Source organism: Paenibacillus castaneae (assembly GCF_002884445.1).
Lineage (GTDB): Bacteria > Bacillota > Bacilli > Paenibacillales > Paenibacillaceae > Pristimantibacillus > Pristimantibacillus castaneae.
In genome coordinates, this window is sequence record NZ_KZ614144.1 from 4570041 (window position 1) to 4589572 (window position 19532).

The window sequence follows — 19532 nt, forward strand, 5'->3', positions numbered from 1 at the left end:
AAGATGCCGAGCTGTATTGCGCTAATTCTAATAAATATCCTTCCTCATAAACACCGCAAACGATACAACCAATGATCCGAGCATCCATGCCGCAAGTACAGCCAGCGAGAAGCCAAGCGTCATTCCCTCGATCGGAGGCGCTGTTCCGCTCACATAATTCATAAGACCAAGATTAACCATAAATAAATATTTGGCTGATGTCCATGAAGAAACCATATTGCTTAGTATCGCCCCTGCGATTAAACAAGCCAGCATCGTTCCCATTCCTGCTGCGCTGCTTCTCATTAGAATAGACAGCATGAAGGATAAGGTTCCAACGACCAGCGATATAAACCACGCCAGACCAAACTGCTGAATAATATATTGCCACTGCGACACGAGGCGAACCTCCGAGATGTTGAGCTCGCCACCCTCTACTTTAAACCCCGTCAGCACCGGCGCTGCCCAGCCCTGATTACCGAACATGAAAGCCGATATAATATACGACAGCAAACCGAATATGAATATAACTAACGAAACCGACAGAATGAGCGCTATATATTTGCTTAGCAATATATGAAAGCGGCTCACTGGCCGAGTTAGCAGCAGCTTGATCGTTCCCATGCTTCGTTCTGAGGATACGAGATCGACAGCAATAATCATAATTAATAGCGGCAAAAACAGCTCCGCTGAGTTTTCCACAAAACCTCTAATAAACGTTGGCGCCCCTGGCTCCGATGGATTGATATCATGATCCAAATAATATTGAGACTGCTCAATTTGGATCTGAAGCTGCTCTCTCCACTGACCCGCACTGCTTAAGCGGTTTTGCCAGTCGACGATTTTCTGCTGCAGCTCTGTACGCCAATCAACCGTGCCAAGCCGCTCTTTTATCGTCTCCGCCTGCCGCGCCTGTGCGTACGTAAACATGGAGAGAAGTACGAGAATAATGACCGATATAATGATAAAACGGCGCTTTCCAAGCAGCTTTGTCATTTCGTTCTGTACGAGATTAATCAATCGATTCGCCTCCAGTCAGCTCCAGGAATAAGTCTTCGAGCGCCGGCAGCTTCCGATTCATTTCGAGTACGCTTACGCCTGCTTCAACCAGCTTTCGGTTCCAGTCGCCACTCAGCTGCTCTGAATAAATAGTTGTTACGGTTTCTTCCTGTTCATTCAGCAATTCGGTCAAGCTGCCCAGCACCGATTTGCCTAAAGCAAATGGTCTTAGCCGCCACTGAAGCCTCTCTTCGCTGGACAATAGATTGGTGACAGAATCTACACGAATAATTTCACCCTTGGTGATGATCGCCACACGATCGCACATTAACTGAATTTCATGCAGCAAATGACTGGAAACAAGAACAGTCAGCCCTTCCTCCTCTGCCAGAAAGCGAATAAATGCCCGCATTTCCCGAATGCCGGATGGATCTAGGCCGTTCGTAGGCTCATCCAGAATGAGCACATCCGGCTTGCCAAGCAAAGCTTGCGCAATGCCAAGCCGCTGCCGCATGCCCAAGGAGTAGGTGCTCACTTTATCATTCACTCTCTCCTGCATGCCCACTAATCGAACGACCTCGTCAATTCGAGCTTGTGTGGTCCCTTTTAGCATAACGGCAAAGTGACGAAGATTTTCCATTCCGCTTAGGAATGGATACAGCTCCGGATTCTCAACGATGCAGCCGAGATGACTCATCGCCTTCGTGAACTCTTTCGCGATATCTAATCCGCATATATGAATCGTTCCGGAAGTTGGCTTAATTAAGCCAACCAGCATTCGAATCGTCGTAGTTTTCCCTGCGCCGTTAGGCCCGAGAAAGCCAAATACCTCGCCTCGCTTGAGCTCGAAGCTTAAATCCTTTATGATGGTGCGTTTGCCGATTACTTTCCGCAAGCCTTGAACAGATAAAGTGATGCTGCTCATCGAGGTCCACCTCCGCTTGTGATCAACGCTGCCACTCGATCAGCCATCAGTCGATACCCTACTTCATTGGGATGAAAGTGATCAGTAAACAAATAGTCATTCACGTTCAGTTGAAACAAATCATAGGTTGGAACGAATACCGCCTTAGAATCTTCCGCAAGCAGTTCCATCGTTTTAGAGTTCCAGCCTCTCACTGTTTTCGACGTCAATGCACCTTCAGGGAACTCGTTAAACGGATCATACAAGCCTAATAAATAAATGGTTGCCTCCGTGTTGACTGCTCGAATATCCGCTAGTATCGCTTTCAGATGGGAGAGGTAAGCTTCCTCTAGCTTGGATATGCTATCGTCCGTTATATTGGTTAACGTCTGACCGCCTAGAAACAAATCATTACCGCCAATCGTCATCAGTATAATATCCCCTTGTCCGATCTGGCGCTTGATTTCCTTCTCCTTGATTTGCTCTGCCAATCGCTCTGAGGTGAGCCCCTTAATGCCCAAATTAATTAAGGAAACGTCCAACCCTTCCTTCTTTAATTGGTCGGTCACATAGCCTACATATCCCTTCCCCTCAATATCTCCGGTGCCTCTTGTCAGGGAATCTCCTAGAGCTATGATTTTCAACTCATTTGTTTGTGCAGCTGATTCATCTGCAGCAGGCGGTGAATACGCCGAATGTGCTGCGCCAATTAAGTAATCCTTTACTGTCCAGCCCAGGCCAAATATCCATAGGAGACAGGTAAAAGCAGCAAAAACGGTAATGATGCGAACCTTCTTGCTATGCAATGCGTCCACTCCTCTCTATTCGTTCTGTCAGCTCCGAAACCAAAATTCAACCTGCTGCTGCATTTTGGCTTTATTTAATTCAAACTGTTTTCTTCGATGACCGTTAGCACCGGAAGGATGAGGCATGTCGAACAAACATCTTTTCTCGTCCAACCAGCCTTTATCAACGAATGCTTGTACAACCTCCGACACTGCTTTTCCCAAAGGGATGATTAAAGCGTCCTTCACTGCTCTTAATTCAGCAAGAAGGATCGTCTCTGCATAGTGATAGAGCGTTTCAGATTTAAGAATTGCAGGGCTGTGGCCTGTATAGTTATGTCCATCCAAAAATACAGGATACCTGATGGCGGAAGTCGTATGCAGCAAATCCCTGCGCTCTTCAAACAAAGCTTCGCTGCTCTCAAGCCCAATAGGTTCAGGCAAGGCGATTTGATTGAGCATTTCGATTAAGTTTTTTCGCATCGAGCCTGCAAAGCTCGCAATTTTCTTAGCGTTTCGGTCAATTTGCGCAGCAGCTACACCTTTCCATAAATCGTCACGCGCGCTCCGAATGGCAAGCTCCATTTGGGTAAAGCCTGGTGTTATGCCAATAATCATTACTTTCGCTGCATCATTCACATATTCATATGGGACGTAATAAATAGACATATTCAGATGCTCATCAATTAGCAGCTCTCTTACCAATAACTGCTCTTTGGATAAGCTGCCTGGCGGTAATGACATAATATAGTTTTTGTACTTTTCAATTTGGCTCACGGCGTCTTTCTCCTAATCTGAATCAGCTATATATTAAGCTCAACCATGCTTTGCGCACGGACAGGATAGTCTGTAATGATGCCGTCAATTTCAAATTTCAGCACTTCTTTCAAATTACGTTCGCTGTTGACCGTCCACACCCATACCTCTCTGCCGTTTCTGTGGGCGCGATCTACAAGCTGCTTCGTCAGCATCACCTGCTCAATCGTATAGAAGTCCACGTCCAGCAGCGATAAATCCCCTACCGCGAAATATAAGATTTGACCAATCTTAATGTCGGGATTCAGCTGTCTTATTTGGTGAAGGGTCAGACCGTCAAAGGATTGAATATAGCAATTCTGAATCATATCGAATTGTTCAATCAAATGAACGACCTCCTTAGCAAGCTCCTCACCGGAGCCGTAAGGCTTAAGATCAATAATAAGCCTTCCTTTCCCCTGCGCCGCGGCAAGCACCTCCGACAACATCGGAATCCGAACCACTTCCTCTGCTCCGCCATCTCGATTGCTGATGTTAAGCTCCTTGATCTCATCATAGCTCAGCTCATTTACCCGCTTCGCAATACCAGTCATCCGCCGAAGGTTATAGTCATGATGCAAGACGACCACACCATCCTTCGTAAGCTGGACATCTATTTCAACGGCATCAATGCCTTGATCCAGAGAGCTCTGCACAGCCCTGAGCGAGTTCTCAGGTGCTGAGAGCGTATCTCCGCGGTGTGCGGATAGTAGAACACTCCATTTGATATAAACGAGGTTATCATTAGCTGCGTAGCTTACAAATAGAGCCACAGCCAAATATATCGCGATCGCAGATGCGTAAAGCGTCGTTTTGCGAGTTCTTCCTCGCAAGAAGGCCGACATACTCTTCTCCAAAAGCCCAATCCAATGATTCCGGTAAACGCGAAGCTCATCTTGCGGCATAACACCAAGCCTGCGGCTGAAATTATAAAATAATCGGGTCAATACGATCATATTAACCGGGACGAGCAGCAGCGTGAACATATAAGTAAGTACGGTCGTTAATGTTAAGGAATAATGATTGGAAATCAATTTGAGCACATTCATATTAAGCCATGACGGCAAATAAGCGACAGAAGAGATTACGAAAAAGCCGAGCGAGAGCACAGCAGCATTCAACAGAAACAAATAAATGAAAATCGATAATCGCTTTCCATTGGTTAAGACAAGACTGCCCTTAATCGCCATCCGTATGGATTTGCCTTCAATCATAATGAAGTGCAGGACAAATATCCATCGCAATATGGTATAAACCGATATTAATAATAGAATGCCCAATAAAACAACCATCATAAAAGAAGAGCCCAATATACGGTTATTAATAAATATTGGAACGTTAAATAATTCATACAATGACGAAGATAACGGAGATTCAATAAACGGCATAAGAAATAGCAGGAAAAACAACAGCTGGATTGTACCAAAGCCAAATAGCTTTGGCGTCTTCCTTAGTGTCGTCAGCAGCGCATCTGTAATCAGTATGTTTTTATTGAAATAATGCTGCTGGGCAATCGTAATAATGACGCCAAATTCAATAAACAGTACCAGCACTGCTACTAAACAAATCGCAATAAGTCCAATTATGCCTGTATAGCTCAGGCCAATCTTATACACTTCGCCATTCAGTAGAGAGCCCGTTCCAACCACACGAATAATTCGGTTGAATATAAATGAAATGATAGGGATGATGACAAAGCTCGTAAGCAGCATAAATAAATACTCGAACACAAGGTGCTTCTTGTATGTCGCGCGGAAGTCGCGAATACTTCTGACAAAAAGTTGAAGCATAGACATTCATCCTATCTTCCTGGTGTAGATGCTGCAAAATGCTTATTATTGTTATTTTTCACCTATATATTATTATACGCATGAGCCTGCCCCTGCGTCGAATTCAAAAGATTGAAACAGTCGTTTATTTTTTATATTTCGCAAAAAAAGCTCTGACTATAAAAGTCAAAGCTTCATCAAGGCCTTATTTTAAAACATTATTTTGATCTTTATCATTTTTCTTTAATGCCAATTTGGCTGTATACAGTGTATTATTCTCAATCAGATACACTGGAGCACTCGTTCCTGCATAGATCGTGGAAATTCCGATTGCAGCTAAATTCGTATTAAACGTATTGCCGCGAATAACAGCTTTCAATACGCGATGCTTCTCCTTCTGTTTCCAGTAATCGCCGATTCGGAGCAGTTCAACTGATGTGTTAGTCAACGCATTAGCGTTAATCGTATTATTTTCCACTAATGCGCTTTTCGCTGCTTGAATGCTGATTGCCTGCGTATTGCCCTGTATTTCGAAAGTTGAATTTTGCACTGTAAGCACCAAGTTCGGATGGTTACCTAATAGGCTAGCACCGCCCGAAGCGGGTGGTTTGAAGGTACAATGATCGAACACATATTTACCCGATGCCGAGAGAGAAAGAACTCCGTTGTTTCCTCCCTCAGCACCTTCAAATTGACAGCCGTTATACGTTCCGGGAGGGAGCGATAAGTCATAAAACGTATTGAATCCGATTACTTTCAAATTATCAAATATGGAACCTTCGGCAACTCCGCCAACTATAGAGCGCAGCTTGGATTCACCGATAATGGTGACATCCTTCAAATGGATCGGCTCTTTCCAAATGGATAGCCCTGAATCACTCTTTTTGTTGTTATACATCGTAACATTCGATACACTGATTCCGAATGGAACCTTTGAACTAATGCCTAGAACCGAATCTGTAAACTCCATGCCATCGATTTGAATGTTGGGTCCTTCCAGCGTCGTATACGAATCATTCATTTTATTGCCAATAAACGCAGCGTCATGCGCCGCAATCAATCTTGATCCATCGAAATGATTATTAGTAACGGTTGCTCCCTTGAAGGGTTGCGATATAGCAAGCCCAATGGCACCTTTCGATGCCAAATGATTATTATCCACTACGGCATCATGTCCATCGAATAAAACGACATCATAAGCCGCATTATTATAAAATTCATTATCGCTAATGACCACATTGGTATTGAGATAGCCGTTCACTTCAAAGCCGCCTTCTACATCGATGCCCGCTTGCGGTGCCGTACCTTTCATATCATGAAGCGAATTATTCGAAATAAGCACTTGATCAGCACCGCCTACCGTAATGCCTTGTCTTCGATTAAAGGCAAATTCCGAATTTTTTACGGTCACATTTTGTGTTGCTTTCCGGTTCCAAACCTCCACATAAGCTTTATCTTTAGTCGCTTGGTTAAACACGAGATTGAATTGTGTCGCTCCTGCCGGGATGGTAAGCTTATCCCTCAGCTTTCGGTTAGCAAGCTTTGAAATAAATGTGCTATCTGCCTTATAGAAAAAAAGATCAAATGAGCTCGGAAGCTTCTGAGCGTTGGACAATTCAAATTCTCTTTCTGTTTTGAAAATAACGTTATTTAATGGAATCGGATTTTTTGTTCTTATCTTCTTGGCATTGCTAATATTTTTCCCTTTATTATCAAATTCACCTGATACGAAATGATTCTCATACAGATCTTGTATCATCGTGCCATAGCCACCCAGAATTAATCCGTCGCCTGTGAAGTTAACAGCCTTTACCCCATCAATGGTCACGTCAGTGGCGCCGGCAGTCATGATGCCATAACCGCCTTCATGGGTGCCTGAGCTATATTTATTATCCTTTTTGGAATAATCATGCTTTTCTTTATCACCATAATAGGTACCGCCTTTGAGCGTTACATGATGGATTCCATAGCCGATGTACATCAGCTGGTAGCTCTCTTTATCATTTGTTTCTTTTTTGAGCACGGCATCCATCGGCAGCTCGAACAGCATATTGCTTACCATTTCAATTCGACTGTTTTTGTCGATCAAATACGTGCCTGAAGGCAGCGATGCTGAGGTTTTCCCGTTCTGGTTCGCCCATTTCAGCGCGTTATTTATTCCTTTTGTTGTTTCCACAGGATGTGTGCCATCCTTATAAATTCCCCATTTCGCTAAATCGATTTGTTCGGATTTCTGAGCTTCGCTATTACCTCCATTATCACTATCTTTATTTATTAATAAAGACTGTACCGGCATCAATGAAAGCTGAGCGGCCAGCAATACCAACAATAGCAGCTTCATCATATTCATATTTCGCCCTCCTATTCAGCAAATTTTAACAAACCTTCAAATGATTCCCTCTTTTTCAATCCCTTTAATATACCATTGCGGTTATTCTTAATAAAGAACAATGCACGTCATTTTGTATGTATCCCAAGAAAATGGTTCCCTGTTCCTAACGATTTGGGTATCCCCCAATAAAAAAAACTGCCCTAGGCGCTGCTAACATAGCATCTAACACAGTTGAATCGGAGCTGATTATTCGATTTCTTTGCCTACGACGTTTTCCTTTTCCCCCAAGGTTTAAAAACCGATAAAATAAACATAGACACAACAGATATGATCTGGAGTACGATTCCAACCCAGAGCTGCTGATGGTTAACCATATAGACTGCATTGTGAAGAGCATCCAGGCCCTCCGCCGAGGTTACCTCAAATGCTTTCAGTGCCCAGTTATACATCCCGATAATTCCTAGGTAAATCGACAGCAGCGTCAATATTTGTTTGGCTATAATCCAATAATATTTGAACATCCCCCAATGGGTCAGCAAGGATAGTAGAACCCCGGACACCGCAGCGCCAATTGTGGAAACTCTTACGCTTGTCTTCGCCAAAAAGTTCATGGCAGCATAGCACATTTGCAGCTGGCTAGCATCATTGGCGGCACCGGCGTTTATACTTAGTAACAAAAAGGTCATAGCGCCCCCGAGCATAATAGAGGAAAAAAATAAATGAATGAACAATAACCATTTTTTTTGTGTCATCGTAATTTTAACAATAGGAGCTTCCACCCTTTCCGCGATAAAATTGATTTTTCTTATGCATCTATTTTTATCATATCTGCCACTGATCACAAAATTATACCTGAAACAATCACAAAACAGTCACAAACCGTTACAGTTCTCTCACAAGGATCAAAAAGCGATGATTAAAATGTTATCCTTGAAAGGAAGAGAAGCCGGTTAGTTACACGTTGGAGGACAATTTCGATGAACAATCAGACAAAGGTGTTGCTAGTAGACGACGATCAATCGATCGTGGAGTTAATTAATGATTTTCTTGAGGACGAGGAATTCCAAGTGGAGCAAGCCTCCAATTCCCAAGAAGCTATAGAAATCCTGAATCGGATGGCCGTCGACTGCATCCTTCTCGACATCATGATGCCAGGCCAAAGCGGATTCGAGCTGTGTCGGCACATACGCCGAACGAGCGACATCCCGATCCTGTTTCTCAGTGCACGCGATTCGGATATAGACAAAATACGTGGATTCAGTCTAGGCGCTGACGATTATATCGTCAAATCCGCGACGCCAGAGGAAGTCATAGCCCGGATCAAAGCCGTTCTTCGCCGATACGGCAAAAAAGAGATAATTGAAGAGCATACGCTCAACTACGGATCTCTGGTGCTAGACCTGAAAGCGCATGAAGCCCGAGTGGACGGCAAGCCTGTAGCTCTGACGCCGAAGGAGTTTGATGTTTTATCGATGTTCGCCGAACATCCACGGCAAGTATTTACCTACGAGCAGCTTCTCGAGCGCTTTTGGGATGGAATTGGAGACAAGCATACGGTGACGGTTCACGTCGGACGAATCCGCGAGAAATTAGAACCAGCCCCTTCTTCCCCAACTTATATGGTCAACGTTTGGGGAGTCGGATATCGATTCGAGGGAGTGAGGAAATGAATGCCCCGAAATTAGTCCGTGGAGCGCTACGCATCCGACTTTTTATGCTGCTCGGAATGCTGCTCCTCCTTTTTCTGCCACGCATGCTGGAGCCCATCCCCAAATTATTGGATAGCGGGCCTCTCCTATCCTCTATCTTCTCCATTCTCATCCCCGTTGGGGTTGTCTTGTTTATATGGAGACAGATGGGCCGATACGTGGTAAAGCCTCTGGAAGCTATGAGCGCGGCGGCTCGAAAAATGGCGGGGGGAGATCTGGATTTTGAGTTACCGAAGACATCCGTACGGGAAATCGCCGAAGTCCGAGAAGCACTACAGGCGCTTGGGGACGGGCTAAAGGAATTGGTGATCCGCCAGTCCGAGCTGGAGCAAGAACGCCAGTTCTATATAGGTGCGATCGCCCACGATCTGCGTACACCTTTATTTGCGCTGCGCGGGTACTTAATGAGGCTGGAGCGGGGGCTTGCGAGCAGTCCAGAGAAAGCTGCCAGGTACTTGTCCATATGCAGCGAGAAAGCCGAGCATCTGGAACGGCTTGTCTCCGATCTGTTCACTTATGTAAGAAGTGATGTTCTGGAGCAATCGACTCATAAAGAACATTTTGAATTCGGCCCTTTCATCCACAGAATAGTGGAAGGATACCGGACCCTAGCCCTCTCAAGAGAAATCTCTATTAAGGAAAATGGCCCCGAAGCCACTTGCCGTCTAGAAGCCGACAGACATTTGCTGGAGCGTACGATCGGCAATCTGATTGACAATTCGCTTAGACACACCTCATCTGGAGGCACAATCGAGATCAAGTGGCATCGTCAGCCAGATCGAATCGTATTCAGCGTCGCCGATACAGGGGCAGGTATTCCAGAGAAAGATCTTCCCCACATTTTCGAGCCCTTTTATAGAGCGGACGCTTCTCGAAATTCCGAGACGGGAGGGACCGGCCTTGGCCTGACGATCGCCAAACGTATTATTCAAGCTCACGGAGGCGATCTGACCGCCTGTAATCAGTCTACCGGGGGCACTGAAATTACAGGGTGGATCTCTACGCAGACACCTTCGGATGGAGTGAATTGTTGAACGTTCGTATTTGGCCGAACAAACTTCACGCTATAGGTCACAGCCTATAAATAAAGCCTCCTCTAAATTAGCAAATAGCTAGTTAGAGGAGGCATCTACTTTTTAAAGCATGTTCAGGAGTGGCTCATATACACCATACAAAATAATATAGAACGCGGCACCTAGCGCTGCCCCGATATAAGCACCGTTTAAGCGAATCCGCTGCAGATCGGTCTCGACCTTGCTTTCGATAAATTCAACAAGCCGCTGCTCCGTAAAGCCTGCTAGCGTTTTTCGAACAATCATTCCGATGATCGCATGCTCAGTCTCAATGATTTTATGAACAAAGCTCTGGGCATATTGCTCCAGCCATTTCTTCGTGTCCTCATTTGATTTGAACCAATTCCAGTACGATTCAACGAATTTATTGATCAGCTCTTTTATATCCCCATGATTGACGGAGTGCTTATCCGGCAAGGCGAGCTGCTGCTTCCCATCTGATAATAACAGCTCTTTGAAGCTGCCGAGCAGAGCCTCAATCGATGGAAGCAAGGAGACCTTCTCCAGCATCTCATCCCGCCACTCATGCACAGCCGCTGCAACATCTTCACGATTCTGCATATTGTCAGCAAGCTGATAAACCATATTCTCCAGCAAAACACGAAGCTCATGCTGCGGATTGCGCAGATCGTTAATAAGCTTCTGCAAATCCTCATATAAAGCGTCCGTCGCATCGTTCAAATTAAGCGCATTGGTCGACTCCGCAATTTCAACAGCCATCTTCTTGACCCACTGGGAAAAAATACTTCCCTTACTAACGAATTTCTCCTTCTCCTTCGCCAGCATCTCCCGAATAACGAGCTTGATCTCCTCTTCTGAGGCACGTGTGGCAGCATACTCCACAATCTGGCTGAGCCAGCTTTGAAAATCACCTTTATCCATAACCCATTTCAATGCTTTCCCGCCGTATGATGACATATCAACCTTACTTAAGCCCTTTCGAGCTCCTTCGTCCAGTTTGATCGACAAACCATTCATATCAAGCTTGGCAAGCAAGCCCGCAATTAGCGTCCACACCTGCTCCATAACCGTGCCATGCGGACGCCGATCTACCCAGGCAATCGCGATTTCTACGATAGAAATCTCTTTTATTTTATCCGTCAGCATACCTTTGCTCAGCAATTGCTCCTCCACCATAGTTGCAACACCATCGATCAGCTTATCACGATTTTTCGGGACGATTGCCGTATGAGGAATCCACTTCCACCCAAAAGGATGTCGAAATAATACGGTAACTGCAAATAGATCAGCCAATGCGCCTACAAGTCCAGCCTCCGTCGTATATAGCAGCATTCTCGCCCACCACATATTCGGAAAAGCGTATACACAGCAAGCAGCGATTACAAATAAGACAGCTAGCAGCAATAAACTACGATTAGCTTTTTTTCTCATCGCCATATCGGTTTAACCCCCTATCCAAAAGGTCGCCAGATGCAGCACAACACCGATAAGCGCGCCGACTCCGATTCCATTGATTCGTATATATTGCAAATCCCGTCCTGCTTTCTCTTTAACTAACGCGATTAGCTCCTCCTCAGAGAAGGTGTTCAGCTTCTCAGTCACTACTTTGCCGATGTAAGAATGCTTCTGCTCCATCCACTTCAGCAAGGTCGATTTCACATACTGGTCAAGACGTGCTAACAACTCCGAATGGTTCTCCATGTAAGTGATTCCTTGATGGATTCGATCCGAAATCCATGGATAACGCTCAATTTGCCCTTCCGCATTCGCTGCCGCAGCCTGCCTAATCGACTCCAAGCCTCTTTGTATGTACTCATCTAGTTTAATCTCGTCTTTTAACGTCTGCAGCAAGCTCATTTTCCCTGCCTCGATTCGCGAACGAAGCTGCTCATCCGTTTTCAATCTTACAATAAAATCTGCAATATACTGCTTAAGCTGTATCCGCTGCGGATGTGCTTCCGAATGGAATCTCAAGAGAAATGCGATAAGCCATTCTTGGATTTTCCCGCTTATATTCGCTGCTTCTAAACCTGCCGTGAAATCAATCAGCTTCCTGCGGAATTTGTCACCTTCGTATGACTCAATAGTGGAATGGACAATTTGATCAATAATAGAAAGAAAGGCCGGCGACCTAACAATCTTCACGAGCTCAGGAATCATAAACTCGATAATGCGGTCATCATACCCATTTCTAAGCGTCCAATCGCCGATATCAGCAGCAATATTGGACACTTGTATCGTATCGGCATGCTCAAACACGAAGGTTTGCACCATTTTCGCTAAATCCTGCAAATCAATCGTTTGAATTACATCATCAGCCACTTGCTGCAAAATATCATTAATGCCCTCTTCGCCGCCATGCTGCTTTAAATAGGTCATGATAACATCTGCGATATTATACTCACCCAGCCGTTCTTTAATGTTGGCGATCGTTAACAGCTCATTTTGTACCATTTGGACGAGCTCGCCAATTAACCGCTCTCTGTTGCGTGAGATGATATTGGTTCCCATCCATGTCGGCCACTTGATGCGCAAAGGGTTGCCGAACAGAGCGCTGACCGCAAAGGAATCAGCCAGACCGCCAATCGTCGCCGCACTGAATAGTGAAAATAGCAGCCCTCCAACAAAATTATGGTGAAAGGGAAACGCTGCGAGTATTCCGATTGCAGAAAAGAGCAATGCCATATCCGCTTTTTTCTTAATACTAAATCTGTTCATAGGCAAACTCCGTTCCTCATAATCGTTATCTTATCAATTATCCCATATGTATAGGGTATGAAACAATGGCATGCTTTCAACAAGGAGTGAACAAGAAAAAAGCCTCCCTTAGCAGGAGGCTGGTGCAGCAACTAAAGCATAACTGCAGCTGATATTGTTCGGCTTTCATTAGCGGCTTCTATAAATCGAATGATTTGCAAAGTCTCCTCCATATCCATTACCGGTTTCCCGCTTTGGAACATCGTTATCACACGTTCCATTAAGCTGGCGTAGTAAGGCTTGGAATGGGAGGATACATCAACGAAATCGCATTCCGTCTCTCGGTGAATGGTTGCTCCGAATTTCATATTGCCGACACGATTTCCGCGAATGGTTCCTATTCTGCCATCACTCCATCTCCCTACAAGGACATCATAATCCTCATTAGAAAATGCCATAACGCTCTCGCACGCTTTCCCGAGAACGGTAAAAAGCATTTCCACCGTATGAATGCCATACCAGAAGTAACCCTTTTGGGTAGGCTCTATCGTCATTGGACCATAAATATCTGCGCCGATAATAGGTGATTTATTAGGTGCCTGCAGCGTTTGCACAAAGCCCTCTGCAAATCGAAGTGCGGATGTGCTCATAATGGGAATGGCATACTGCTTCGCTAGTGCCACAATTTCTCTCGCTTCCTCTGAACAAACCGTAAGCGGCTTATCAATAAATACTGGTTTGCCATACGGAGCAATTAGCCGGAATTGTTCCAAATGAACGCGTCCATCCGCAGATTCCAGTAGTATCGCGTCACAAGCTTCCGCTACCGCTTGCGGACTATTTACGATACGAACACCAAACTGCTCTCGCAGCTGATCTGTATAGCCTTCAACTCGCGAAATGCTCAATTCAAAATCAGGCGAACCGCCTGGAAACGCAGCTACAATTCGCCCGCCAGGTACATGGTATTCATGCTTTGGATCATTGATTAATTGTGTAAACGCAAGCACATGCGAAGTATCAAGCCCGATAATACCGATCTTTATTATGTTAGACATGCTTTGCACCCCGATTAATATACTTTTGTGGGATCCTTCAGTGGATTAGCTCCTATCTATATCTCAAATCTCAGAAGACCGCACAACATATTCCCGCCCAGCTACTGCAGTCCATTCTGCTGTTCCAACACTAGATGTTTTGCAATGGAGCTGATCGCCATCGTCTGTTACTGAAACCTGACAGCTGGTTCTTAGTATACATGAAGTGTCCTTAACCACACGTATACGCGCTTCTTCCAGCCTGCCTCGCGACCAGCGGATATCAACCTCGAAGCCGCCTCTGGCGCGCACTCCTTTAACCTCACCTTCTGCCCATGCAGCGGGCAAAGCCGGCAGTAAATGAAGCTCGCCAGCATGACTTTGCAGCAGCATTTCCGACATGCCCGCAGCACCACCGAAGTTTCCGTCAATTTGAAACGGCGGATGATTATCCAGCAAATTCGGAAGCGTCGAATGGCTAAGCAGCGCTTCTATGTTCTCGTAAGCTTTCTCGCCGTCTTCAAGCCTAGCCCAGAAGTTAATAATCCATGCCCTGCTCCAGCCAGTATGGCCACCGCCATTTGCAAGTCTCCTGTCCAGCGTAACCTTGGAGGCCTCTGCCCACTCTGGCGTCCCCCTTACTGTGAATCGTTTGCCTGGATGTAGCGCAAACAAATGTGAAATATGGCGATGGCCAGGCTCCGCTTCCTCGTAATCTTCCATCCATTCTTGTATTTGTCCGTGCTTCCCTATAGCTGGCTGCGGCAAACGGTCTCTTATTTGAGCCCATTGCAGCTGCTCCGCTTCGTCCATTCCGAGCGCTTTCGCAGCTTCCGTGCATGCGGTGAACAATTCAAATAATATCTGGCTGTCCATCGATGCTCCGATACATAAAGTTCCTGATTCTCCGTTTGGCAGAATATATGTATTCTCTGGAGACACGGACGGGATACCGACAAGCAAGCCATCTTCAGTCTCAGTCAAATAATCCACAAAAAATAAAGCAGATTCCTTTAAGGTCGGATAAATTCGCCCAAGGAAAACAAGATCAAGACCATATTCATAATGCTCCCACATATGCAGGCAGAGCCATGCTGCTCCAAGTGTCCAATAAGAAGCTGGCAAATAAATGTCCTGTGGAGCCGTATCCCCCCATATATCCGTATTATGGTGTGCTACAAAGCCGCTGCAATCGTACATCGCTCTAGCCGTTGCTCTACCAGGCTCCCGCATCCGTTCGATCAGATCGAATAATGGTTCATGGCACTCGGCTAGATTGCCCGCTTCAGCAGGCCAATAGTTCATTTGCGCATTGATATTAATCGTATATTTGCTGTCCCAAGGCGGGAGCATATGCTCATTCCAAATCCCTTGCAGATTAGCTGGCAATGAGCCCGGACGGCTGCTGGATATCAATAGATATCTTCCGTATTGATAATAAAGCGCCATGAGCCCTAAATCTGTCTCACCGTTCTGAATAAGCTTAAGCCGTTCATCCGTGGACAATGCTGCCACAGCGTCCTTTCCAGATGTGAGATGAAGCTGGACACGGTTAGCCAAAGCTGCAAAATCCCGAATATGACGCAGCTTCAGCGCTTCATATTCGGCTTTAGCTGCAATCGCACCGGCTTGAATGACATAGGCCTCCGGATCAGCATGCCGATATGTTGTTGCAGCCGTCAGCAGCAGCGTTACGCTGTCTGCACCTTCTACGATAAGATGCTCACCGATTATCGATACTTTCCCGCCCTGTGCGACCGCACGCAATGCCGCTCTGAATTCCGAACCGCCTGCCCCTCCGCAGGTGCCGCGCATGATGATCGTATCCTGGCCTTCTTTTGCAATATCATCGTAATAACGACTCCGACCCCGCATTAAACGGGCTGTGAAGCTGATGCTTCCTGGCTTGTCCGCCGTTAAACGGGTGATGAGGGCTTCATCTGGATAGCTAGCAAAGGTTTCTCGATTATAGACCATATCACCTAATCGATAGGAAACAGTCGCTACTCCGTTCATAATATCAAGCTCTCGGCGATAATCGCTTGGTTCATCGGCTCCTGAATAATGAAAGGCAAGCATTATATCACCTAGCGGCATATAATGGCGCTGTGTCTCCGGTATGCCGGACAGAGCCATCGCCGATAAATCCTGCGCTTCGCGCAATCTGCCCTCTTTCAGCAATTCGCGAATCTTCGCTAGATTGGCTAGAGCATCGGGATTGTTTCGATCACGCGGCCCTCCATACCATACACTATCCTCATTTAGAGCAATACGCTCCTGTATAGGATCACCGAATACCATGCCGCCAAGTTTCCCATTCCCGATGGGCAGTGCTTCCTCCCATACTTTCGCTGGTTGTTTATACCATAATAGATTTTCCATCTGCTTTGCCATCTTTACAACTCCATTTCATCTTTTCTCTCGCTGCATCAATTATAAAAGCGCATTCAATTTATAGCGATGGACGAAACTAAGGTTTCCATGTACAAAACTAATGTAATCCAGCTGCGTCTTTAGCTAATCATTTCCACACTCTATCTATGCTTTGTAATTGATTATTCATAAAGGCCATCTTATAAATATCAGGTTTTGAAGTGCTATCCCAGAATTCGTATCCCATACGATTATCGTAATAGTTCATGATGATCGTCATTATATTTCCATGTGTTCCTATGACTACATTTTTGCCTCGGTAATCCTCCAGCAGCTTGTCTATAATCGGTATGGCCCTGTTCTGGGCTTCCCTCGTAGATTCACCGCCCGCAAGAGCATAATCCAGATCTTCAAACGATCGTTTAATTGCTGCTAGCAGCTCTTCCCATGGCGCCTTATAATCTAAGCCCTTAATAGCCCTTTCTCTTAAATTCTCATACTCTATGATGTCTATATTTTTACTCTCGGATAAATATTGGATGGTTTGCACTGCTCTAGCATAAGTACTGGAAGCCATGTAATGTACTTCTATGTCATCCAGCAATACCGCGACCTTTCTAGCTTCTGCAACACCTTCAGGGGTAAGTCCTCTGCTTCTTTCATTGCCAAATACAAATTCCGATTCAGCATGTCTCACCATATAAATATGTGTAAGCATAAAGTCCTCCTTAAAAATGGAATGGAATTGTTATTATTAAGCATACATAAGTCTTGGCTGAAAGTTTACTGAAATTCCATGCTGCTGCGTGCATCTTGTGCAGAAAAAGCTGATAATAGAGAAGAACTCATGCTACAGGAGGAATAGATTATGGCATCTTTTAACGGGATTAAAATATTGCTGGTAGATGACGAGCCAAATATTGTACAGTTTTTGGAGCTTGGACTCATCAATGAAGGATTTGAAATACGAGTCGCGTATGATGGAGAAACCGCTCTTCAGGAAGCAGCTGCTTTCCAGCCCCATGTTGTTATATTGGACATTATGATGCCCGGCATGAATGGCTTTGAAGTATGTCACGCGCTGCGTGCCACGGGAGACAACATTGCAGTTATTATGCTGACAGCCAAGGATGAAGTGGACGATCGCGTGAAGGGGCTGACGCTCGGCGCTGACGATTACCTCGTTAAGCCGTTCAGCTTCAGCGAGCTTCTAGCACGCATCGGAGCCAGGCTGCGCAATCAATTTCCATATTTGCTTGGAGAGGTTACCTATGGCCCGTTTCGCCTCGATGATCGCCGTAAGGAGCTTATTTACAAAGAAGAAATACTTGAATTATCCCCTACCGAATACGAGCTTCTACGCTTCATTATTATGAACAATGGTGTTGTTTTGAGCAAATCGCTTATTTTGGACAAGGTATGGGGCTATCAGTTCGGCGGCGAAGAGAACATTGTCGAGGTGTACATCCGCTCCCTCCGCGATAAATTAAATGATAAGGAGCATCGGTTGATTCGGACGCTTCGAGGTGCAGGCTATCGGATGGACTTATTATGAGCAAGCTGCAGTCTAACCGTTTGATTCGCCTCTTCTCGCCTCGTTCCCTTCGCTACCAGCTGTTAAGCCGATCCCTGCTCATCCTAGCCGTTTTATTTCTCCTAATCGGCGTTCTTCAATATGTATTAATGAAGGATTTTATTTATAAGAATAAAGCTGAAGCACTAAGTACGCAAATTATGGCGATGCCGATTGATTGGTTCATCAACTCAAACAACAGCCATACTCCCGATAATCGGCATTCGCCTAATAATGATGAACATCCTTCAACAGATAATAATCCGCAAAGAGATCGTCCCGATCTGCCGATTTTGTATCAGCCGGGCCTTTCATTTGTTTTTGTTGATTTGAACGGCATGATTACCGATTTATCCAAAAATAGCGGGACAAGCGCGCCATTGCTATCAACCGAGCAATATGATCTTATTAAGCAGGACCTGCTGGATCGCAAACCCTTAAATTACAAGGTTGTTAGAAATGCCGAAGGTACGGAGCAGCTTGTCGTTTATCGGCTTGCCGGACCGCCAGGCAAAGCTGAAGGCATTATTCAGGTCAGCACCGAGACCGACTCCCTGCGGCAGCTCCTGTTAACCCAGCTTGCGATATTTACTGTACTTGCCATCCTCGCACTCGCAGCTGGACTAGCTCTTTATTTGCCGCTGCTTCGTCGAACGCTTCAGCCTTTGTTCAGGGTTGTGCAGGCGACTCAAGAAACGCATGCAGGCAATCTTACAGAACGATTGCCGATTGACCAAGGCCAAGAAGAAATCGACCGCTTGTCCGAGGCATTCAATGGCATGCTGCAGCGGCTCGATACCGCATTCGAGGAAGAGCGGAAATTGACCGAGCGGATGCGTAGATTTGTTGCTGATGCTTCGCATGAGCTTAGAACGCCTATGACATCGATTCATGGCTTTCTTGAAGTGCTCCTGCGCGGTGCCGCAACGAATCCCGAGCAGCTGAAGCGCGCTCTTATGAGCATACAGCTTGAATCAGGGCGCATGAATAAGCTGGTAGAAGATCTTCTCGCGTTGGCCAAGCTGGATCAAGATCAGCAGCTGCTGCTCACGGAGACTCAGCTCGATAAGCTGCTGCTGGAAATGGAACCTCAGCTCGCTATTCTCGCCGGCAATCGCAACGTTCAAATTGTCATTGCTCAAAGAGTGAGCGGCTTCTACCATTCAGATAAGCTCAAGCAAGTCATATTGAACATATTTCTTAACGCGGTGCAGCATACCGATTCCGACGCTGGCATGATTGCATTAACACTAAGCCATGAAGACAACAATGCCAAACTAATTATCGAAGACAATGGAGTCGGCATTCAGGAAGAGCATCTTCCTCATTTGTTCGAGCGGTTCTATCGCAGTGAATCGTCACGAACCCGCAAAAACGGCGGCGCCGGCTTAGGCCTCGCCATTTCCAAATCCATTATCGATGCGCATGGAGGGACGATCGAGGTTGTCAGTCATCCCGGCGAAGGAACGGCCTTTCGAATCTTGCTTCCATTAGGTCGATCTCCATTGGAACGGGAATGAGAAAACGGCCTCCGTTTGCTCTATTG

At 45.7% G+C, this 19532-nt stretch carries 16 protein-coding genes; 4 read left to right on the forward strand and 12 right to left on the reverse strand.

The genetic code is table 11. The annotated features are described in order from the left end of the window. Nucleotides 1-27: 27 nt before the first annotated feature. The 7 genes from CEF13_RS20515 to CEF13_RS20545 form a co-directional block, all read right to left on the reverse strand. Nucleotides 28-999 carry an ABC transporter permease gene (locus CEF13_RS20515; RefSeq protein WP_102713497.1) on the reverse strand — a complete coding sequence of 324 codons (972 nt, stop codon included), beginning with the start codon at nucleotides 997-999 and terminating at the stop codon, nucleotides 28-30. After that, nucleotides 992-1903 carry an ABC transporter ATP-binding protein gene (locus CEF13_RS20520; protein WP_102713499.1) on the reverse strand — a complete coding sequence of 304 codons (912 nt, stop codon included), beginning with the start codon at nucleotides 1901-1903 and terminating at the stop codon, nucleotides 992-994. Before CEF13_RS20520 ends, CEF13_RS20515 begins: the two co-directional genes overlap by 8 nt. Next, nucleotides 1900-2688: a GDSL-type esterase/lipase family protein gene (locus tag CEF13_RS20525; protein ID WP_102713501.1), complete on the reverse strand. Its 789-nt coding sequence runs from the start codon at nucleotides 2686-2688 to the stop codon at nucleotides 1900-1902. The genes CEF13_RS20520 and CEF13_RS20525 overlap by 4 nt, the downstream gene beginning before the upstream one ends. Before the next feature lie 27 nt (nucleotides 2689-2715). After that, entirely contained in the window at nucleotides 2716-3444 is a 729-nt protein-coding gene (locus tag CEF13_RS20530) for a uracil-DNA glycosylase family protein (protein WP_102713503.1), read from the reverse strand. A gap of 26 nt (nucleotides 3445-3470) precedes the next feature. Then, nucleotides 3471-5258 (reverse strand): glycerophosphodiester phosphodiesterase, encoded by a 1788-nt coding sequence (locus CEF13_RS20535; protein WP_243864268.1) that lies wholly within the window; start codon nucleotides 5256-5258, stop codon nucleotides 3471-3473. 178 nt (nucleotides 5259-5436) lie between these two features. Next, a complete protein-coding gene (locus tag CEF13_RS20540) occupies nucleotides 5437-7581 on the reverse strand; it encodes a right-handed parallel beta-helix repeat-containing protein (protein WP_102713505.1) in 2145 nt (714 codons plus the stop codon). Between the two features lie 245 nt (nucleotides 7582-7826). After that, on the reverse strand, nucleotides 7827-8249 hold the full coding sequence (locus tag CEF13_RS20545) for a hypothetical protein (RefSeq protein WP_244917109.1): 423 nt from the start codon (nucleotides 8247-8249) through the stop codon (nucleotides 7827-7829). 291 nt (nucleotides 8250-8540) lie between these two features. Between CEF13_RS20545 and CEF13_RS20550 the strand changes: the two genes are divergently transcribed. Together CEF13_RS20550 and CEF13_RS20555 are read left to right on the forward strand one after the other, a co-directional pair. Further along, complete coding sequence (locus CEF13_RS20550; RefSeq protein WP_102713507.1) at nucleotides 8541-9233, forward strand: response regulator transcription factor; 693 nt, start codon at nucleotides 8541-8543, stop codon at nucleotides 9231-9233. Beyond that, nucleotides 9230-10306 (forward strand): sensor histidine kinase, encoded by a 1077-nt coding sequence (locus CEF13_RS20555; RefSeq protein WP_102713509.1) that lies wholly within the window; start codon nucleotides 9230-9232, stop codon nucleotides 10304-10306. Before CEF13_RS20550 ends, CEF13_RS20555 begins: the two co-directional genes overlap by 4 nt. A gap of 102 nt (nucleotides 10307-10408) precedes the next feature. Here the strand turns inward: CEF13_RS20555 and CEF13_RS20560 are convergent, their stop codons facing one another. From CEF13_RS20560 to CEF13_RS20580, 5 genes are all read right to left on the reverse strand, one after another. Next, nucleotides 10409-11743 carry a DUF445 domain-containing protein gene (locus CEF13_RS20560; RefSeq protein WP_102713511.1) on the reverse strand — a complete coding sequence of 445 codons (1335 nt, stop codon included), beginning with the start codon at nucleotides 11741-11743 and terminating at the stop codon, nucleotides 10409-10411. A gap of 6 nt (nucleotides 11744-11749) precedes the next feature. Beyond that, complete coding sequence (locus CEF13_RS20565) at nucleotides 11750-13024, reverse strand: DUF445 domain-containing protein (RefSeq protein WP_102713513.1); 1275 nt, start codon at nucleotides 13022-13024, stop codon at nucleotides 11750-11752. 131 nt (nucleotides 13025-13155) lie between these two features. After that, nucleotides 13156-14061 (reverse strand): Gfo/Idh/MocA family protein, encoded by a 906-nt coding sequence (locus CEF13_RS20570; protein WP_102713515.1) that lies wholly within the window; start codon nucleotides 14059-14061, stop codon nucleotides 13156-13158. A gap of 63 nt (nucleotides 14062-14124) precedes the next feature. Continuing rightward, the gene (locus CEF13_RS20575; RefSeq protein ID WP_243864267.1) at nucleotides 14125-16434 is read right to left on the reverse strand and encodes a glycoside hydrolase family 95 protein; all 2310 of its coding nucleotides are present in this window, start codon (nucleotides 16432-16434) and stop codon (nucleotides 14125-14127) included. 127 nt (nucleotides 16435-16561) lie between these two features. After that, on the reverse strand, nucleotides 16562-17131 hold the full coding sequence (locus tag CEF13_RS20580) for a histidine phosphatase family protein (RefSeq protein WP_102713517.1): 570 nt from the start codon (nucleotides 17129-17131) through the stop codon (nucleotides 16562-16564). A 150-nt stretch (nucleotides 17132-17281) separates the two neighbouring features. On the opposite strand from CEF13_RS20580, the gene CEF13_RS20585 reads away from it, so the two are divergent. Both CEF13_RS20585 and CEF13_RS20590 read left to right on the forward strand, forming a co-directional pair. Continuing rightward, on the forward strand, nucleotides 17282-17968 hold the full coding sequence (locus tag CEF13_RS20585) for a response regulator transcription factor (RefSeq protein ID WP_102713519.1): 687 nt from the start codon (nucleotides 17282-17284) through the stop codon (nucleotides 17966-17968). After that, nucleotides 17965-19506: a sensor histidine kinase gene (locus tag CEF13_RS20590; RefSeq protein ID WP_102713521.1), complete on the forward strand. Its 1542-nt coding sequence runs from the start codon at nucleotides 17965-17967 to the stop codon at nucleotides 19504-19506. The genes CEF13_RS20585 and CEF13_RS20590 overlap by 4 nt, the downstream gene beginning before the upstream one ends. The last annotated feature ends 26 nt before the right edge of the window (nucleotides 19507-19532 follow it).